Source organism: Bradyrhizobium erythrophlei (assembly GCF_042430365.1).
Lineage (GTDB): Bacteria > Pseudomonadota > Alphaproteobacteria > Rhizobiales > Xanthobacteraceae > Bradyrhizobium > Bradyrhizobium erythrophlei.
In genome coordinates, this window is sequence record NZ_JBHMET010000061.1 from 1 (window position 1) to 5,342 (window position 5,342).

3 protein-coding genes and 2 pseudogenes are annotated in these 5,342 nt (G+C 59.2%); 1 reads left to right on the top strand and 4 read right to left on the bottom strand.

The annotated features are described in order from the left end of the window. Positions 1 to 723: pseudogene (locus tag ACFFWD_RS11285) on the bottom strand (reverse transcriptase domain-containing protein); the annotation flags it as partial. Between the two features lie 358 nt (positions 724 to 1,081). Next, positions 1,082 to 1,984, bottom strand: a complete 903-nt coding sequence (locus tag ACFFWD_RS11290; RefSeq protein WP_376964944.1) for an ABC transporter substrate-binding protein — start codon at positions 1,982 to 1,984, stop codon at positions 1,082 to 1,084. A 450-nt stretch (positions 1,985 to 2,434) separates the two neighbouring features. Between ACFFWD_RS11290 and ACFFWD_RS11295 the strand changes: the two genes are divergently transcribed. Then, a complete protein-coding gene (locus ACFFWD_RS11295) occupies positions 2,435 to 4,171 on the top strand; it encodes a cache domain-containing protein (protein WP_376964946.1) in 1,737 nt (578 codons plus the stop codon). Between the two features lie 101 nt (positions 4,172 to 4,272). On the opposite strand, the pseudogene ACFFWD_RS11300 reads toward ACFFWD_RS11295, so the two are convergent. Together ACFFWD_RS11300 and ACFFWD_RS11305 are read right to left on the bottom strand one after the other, a co-directional pair. After that, positions 4,273 to 4,440, bottom strand: a pseudogene (locus ACFFWD_RS11300) (enoyl-CoA hydratase); the annotation flags it as partial. A gap of 66 nt (positions 4,441 to 4,506) precedes the next feature. Then, complete coding sequence (locus tag ACFFWD_RS11305) at positions 4,507 to 5,145, bottom strand: DedA family protein (protein WP_376964948.1); 639 nt, start codon at positions 5,143 to 5,145, stop codon at positions 4,507 to 4,509. Between the last annotated feature and the right edge of the window lie 197 nt (positions 5,146 to 5,342).

The following is a 5,342-nucleotide window of genomic DNA, read 5'->3' on the forward strand; positions in this document are numbered from 1 at the left end:
CCAGACCTCTTCGACCCTCTCAAAAAAACTGAAGGTGTAGTATGACGCAACATCCAAGAACGACCGGATGTCGGCGTCCAGAATGAAGCTCACCTTCTTGCTGTGGATCCCCACGCAGAGCGCGTCCGTTGCATCATGGGCGCTGCGGCCAGGTCGAAATCCGTAACTGAACCCGAGGAAGTCTTCCTCATAGATCGCGTTCAGCAGTGCGGTCACCGCCCGTTGGACAATCTTGTCCTCCAGGGCTGCGACCGCGAGCGGACGCTGTCGGCCATCCGGCTTGGGGATGTAGACCCGTCGGCTCGGCAGTGCCCGATACGCTCCCCGTTGGACCCGTGCGTGCAAGTCCTTGAGATTGCGCTCAAGGTCTGCCTCGTAGTCCTTCCACGTCAGCCGATCCACGCCGGATGCTGCGTTCTTCTTGAGTTCGAAGAACGCCTCTTCGAGTAGATCAATGTTGATGTGGTGGAGGAGCGCGGTGAACTTCTCCTTGTTCCTTTCTCTCGCGACTTTCCGTATGCGTTCCAGCGCCTGTGACACGCTTTCCCGACTCTGTGTCCGGCGCGTGCTTTGCTGGCCCGCATTCCCCTTGGTCCCCGCCCTTCGCTCCACCGGCTCCGCTGCGTAGGGCTCCCCTGCAGATCGCTCCGCAGAGGGCTCCGCTTTGTTCGCCGGCTTCGTCGCTACTATGGCGGAGTCCGACTTCTCGGGTCCGTTCATCATCGGCTATGGCTCCTCACCTTCCCGATGCGGGCCGGCAACGGCTATGCCGTTCCGGTCAGACCCGAGACCTCCCAGCTTCCGATGCGATCCTTTTGCACGTGATGTGGCCTTAGACCCCGGCAGGGCGTCAGCACCTCGCATGACGGTGCCGCACATGTTGCCTTCGAGCGAATAGAAACCCTCGGCCCCTGCGACATCTGATCTTTCGTGGCTCAATCCCACACCCCATGCAATCGCTGTGTACGCTTCGCAACCACTGTCGCCAGTGGCCACGCAACACTCGCTACCAAGCGGACGCTACGCCTTACTTGGGCCGGACTTTCACCGGCTGGATCGCACCAGCTTGCGGCTGGCGCACCTATTCGATCACCCGGTCGGCGCGCAGCAGGAAGGCTTCGGAGATCGTCAAGCCCAGTGCCCTCGCGGTCTTCAGGTTGACGATCAGCTCAAATTTTGTCGGCCGCTCGACTGGGATCTCGCCCGGACGTTTGCCTTTGAGAATTCTTTCGGTCAACGCGGCGGCGCGCTGGTAGTTCTCGCCATTGCTGGGCCCATAAAACATCAAGCCGACATCCTCGACCTCCGGAGGAAAGGAGTGAATGGTGGGGAGGCGCTGCTGAAGCGCGAGTTCTGCGACTCGCTTCCGGTTTCCGAACATCACGTTGTCAGCCATGAAGACACCGGCTTGTGCCTTCGATCGTACGGCATCGTCGAACGCCGCCTCGAGGTCCTCCAAGCCTTTGATCTCACATGAAAAGACTTCTATGCGGCGCGCCGAAGCCGCTGCACGGATATTCTCCAGGGCGTCAGCATGCCCAGGAAACGAAGGGTTCCAAGATACGGCGACTTTTGTCGTCCCGGCAACAGCTTCAAGAAGCAACTCAAGCCGCTTTCCCCCCAGCGCGGACTCGCTATAGGTCACTCCGGTGAAGTTACCGCCGGGCTGCGCGAGACTTTCCACGATCCCAAGCCCGACCGGATCAGGCACGAAGGCAAACACGACCGGGATCGTCAGCTTGGCCTCCTTGAGTGCGACCACGGCCGGCGAAGTGATCGCAATGATCACATCCGGCTTTTGTGCTCCGATCTGTGCGACGAGAGCCCTCAGCCGATTGGTGTCTCCTTCCCCGCCCAGCAGATCGATTGTCGCGGTGCGGCCGTCCTCCAGGCCAAGCTTGCTGAGAGCCTCGAAGAGGTAGTGGATCGGCGTTCGGTTCGGGAAACCGCTGTGAAGTATGGAAATCCGCACGCGCTTGGGCACGCCCCCCAGTCACAATCAGCCCGGCCAACCAGTCACAATCAGCCCGGCCAACAGCCCGGCAAGAAAATTGCGTCGCTTCATTGCCGTCTCAAATGTTGTCGAATGAAACCAACCTCTGAATGCTGTGAGATACCGGTCGTTTACAACAAGCTCTTCGTCAAGCGAGTGATCGCGCTCACAGAGCCGAAGCCTGGCTCGACAGGTTGAGACACGCTGGGATCGCTACGAGCAGAGCAATTCTGAGTTGAGCAATAAATTCTAGTCATCGCATCATGGCTCACCCGCCGGGTGAGCCTCACCAAGCGGTATCACATCTCGCGTCGGCGGTCTTGGCTTTCTGTTCGACCAGGGCCGATTGGCCTACTTCGATAGGGTGACTCGACACGGCTTTGCCGACTTGCGATGGTTTTCGGCCACGTCAGGACAGTGATGCAGGACCGAGGTGACCCAGTGAGCACCGATCAATCACCGCCCTCGCATTGGCGAACGCCGCGGCGTTCGTTGTTCCTGAAATACTTCGTCACGTTGCTTATTGCCGTTGTAGCCCCGCTATTGCTGGGCGCAACCAGCGAAGCCTGGTTCGGTTACCGCGCTCAACGCGCCGCCCTCAACGAACTTTTGCAAGCCGAGTCTCGCTCGGCCGCCGAGCGCATCCAGACCTTCATTGATGGCATTCGTGATCAGCTCGGCTGGGTTGTCCAGTTGCCTTGGATGGCTGGTGACGAGGAGCGCCATCGCATTGATGCCTTACGCCTGTTACGCCAGGTCACGGCGATATCGTCCATTACATTGGTCGACGGAATGGATAGAGAGCGCGCCTTCATCTCTCGACAGGATGTGAACCGGATAGGGCTCGGCGCCTCCATGGCGTCCGATCCAGCAGTCAAGGGCGCACACGCCAGTAAGGTCTGGTTCGGCCCCGTGCGATATGAGCATGATTCCGAGCCATATATGACCATCGCAGTGGCGGGCAATCGCGCTGCCGCTGGAATCGTCATTGCCGACATCAACCTGAAATTGATTCAGGAAGTGATTGCTGCAATCAAGATCGGCGAAACCGGCCATGCCTTCGTAATCGACGATTCAGGCCGGCTGATCGCTCACCCGGACATCAGCCAAGTGCTACGCGGCAATGCCGCCTCCGAGGGCTTCGGATCGCTAAGGGCTGCTGTGGCTGCCGCCAACGGAGCCGCAGTGGTCACCAGCGATGCCGACGGCAGGTCGGCGATTGCCACCTCGGCCAGAACGGCAGGTGTCGATTGGACAGTGATCGCGCAGCAACCGGTGGCAGAAGCCTTCGCGCCGATTCGCGCGGCTCTGTGGCGCTCGCTCGCGCTGCTGGTAGTCGGCACGCTCTTTGCGATATCCCTCGCCTGGTGGTTGGCCCGTCGAATGTCCGGGCCCATCCGTCAACTTGAGGAAGGCGTGCAACGCATCGGCGCGGGTCAGTTCGAGCACCGGATCGAGATGACCAGTGGCGACGAGTTAGAACACCTCGCCAACCGGTTCAACGATATGGCGGCAGAACTCGCAGTCTCGAAGGAAAAGTCCGAACGCATCAACCGGTTGAAGCGGTTTCTGGCGCCCCAAGTGGCAGAGCTTGTCGAGGATAGGGGAAACCAGGGATTGCTCGACGGACAGCGCCGCGAAGTCGTTGCCATCTTCGGCGATCTGCGCGGTTTCACGGCGTTTTCAGCCCAGGCCGACCCTGAGACTATCATGGGCGTGCTGAGTGAATATTATACCGCACTGGGATCGGTGATTACCCGACACCAAGCGACGCTCACGGGCTTCGCCGGAGACGGATTAATGGTCCTGGTCAATGCGCCCATTGAGTGCGATGAACCCGCGACGCGGGGTGTGCGTCTCGCCATCGATATGCAGTCTGCCGTGCAATCGCTGATTATCAGTTGGCGGGGCGCAGGGCACAAAATCGGTTTCGGCGTCGGCGCGGCGATGGGTCCGGCGACGGTTGGCACGGTGGGTTACGAAGGTCGCATCGACTACACCGCGATCGGCAGCGTCATCAACGTTGCGTCACGCCTTTGCGGCTTGGCTGTTGACGCACAGATCTTGCTTGATCCTGTTCTTGCCGAAGCCGTGAGGAAATCTTTCGTAGTCGACAGTGTCGGCGAACGAACTATCAAAGGTTACGACAGGCCGATGCGCGTTTTTTCGGTATCATGACTTCAGCAAAGCCCTTCCGTGTCAAACGTCCGATTCGGATCGTCTTGGACCGATTCAGCAAGCTTTGCTGCTGCACGTGATCGTGGCGGGCGCCTCTGGTGCTACTTGCCCTTCCAGTTCGGCGTCCGTTTGTTGAGGAAGGCGTCCATCCCCTCGCGGAAATCCTCGCTCATATAGGCGCGCAGGATCAAATCCTCGCCCTCGTCGCGCGACAGCGTGCGGCGGATGTGGCGCACGGTCACTTCGAGGGTGATCGGCGCGTGGTCGGCGCCGGTCTCCCCCTGACGGCCGACATGTTGATCAGCGATGGGGCTGGTCGAAATGGGCCACTTGCATCAGCGATCCGGTAACCTGCGCTCGGCCTGACGAAGAAGCACAATTTCATATCGCCGAATGATGATCGAAAGTGCGGATCCAACGGCAACAAACAATCCCAGTGACACCAGGGTCAACGCTTCAGAAATCTTGTGGATTTCGGTTCCGACTGCGTAGGCACCGAAGCCGAAGAGACACGCCCAGCAGATGCCCCCAGTGATGTTGAAGAAGAAAAAGCGAGCCGCCGGCATGCTATTGGCGCCAGCAAGCAAAGCTGCAAACATTCGCAGCACCGCGACAAAGCGGCCAAAAAACACGACAGCGTTCCCATACCGAAAAAACAGATATCGACCGATCAACAATCGGTTTTCATCGAGATGAATGTATCGCCCGTGTTTGCGAAGAAGCGGCGGTCCGAAGCGGCGCCCGACTATGTATCCGATCCCGTCTCCGACGATCGCACCTGCAGCCGCCGCGGCTACAACGACAGCGATGTCGATCTGATTGGTGGTGGCGGCCAAGAGAGCAGCAGCAACAAGGATTGTCTCTCCGGGAAGGGGCACGCCGGCGCTTTCTAGCGCGACAACGACGGCGATGATCCAAGGTCCATGCACATGGACCAAGCCAATCAGATAACTCGAGAAAGAGGCAAGGTCCATTTCCTAAGACTGCCTGCTGCAGATTGCATAACTGAAATTGGAAAAGGCGGGAAGCAAAATTAAGCTCTCAACCAAGCTTAGGGCGCAAGTCGCCGCGCGCGATATCGCATCAATCTCATCTTCCCTCCCAGTCTCTTGCAGGGCTATCGCATGTGGCCGAGGAGTTCGAAGAGGAAGGCATCGTTCCACCCGGCGCG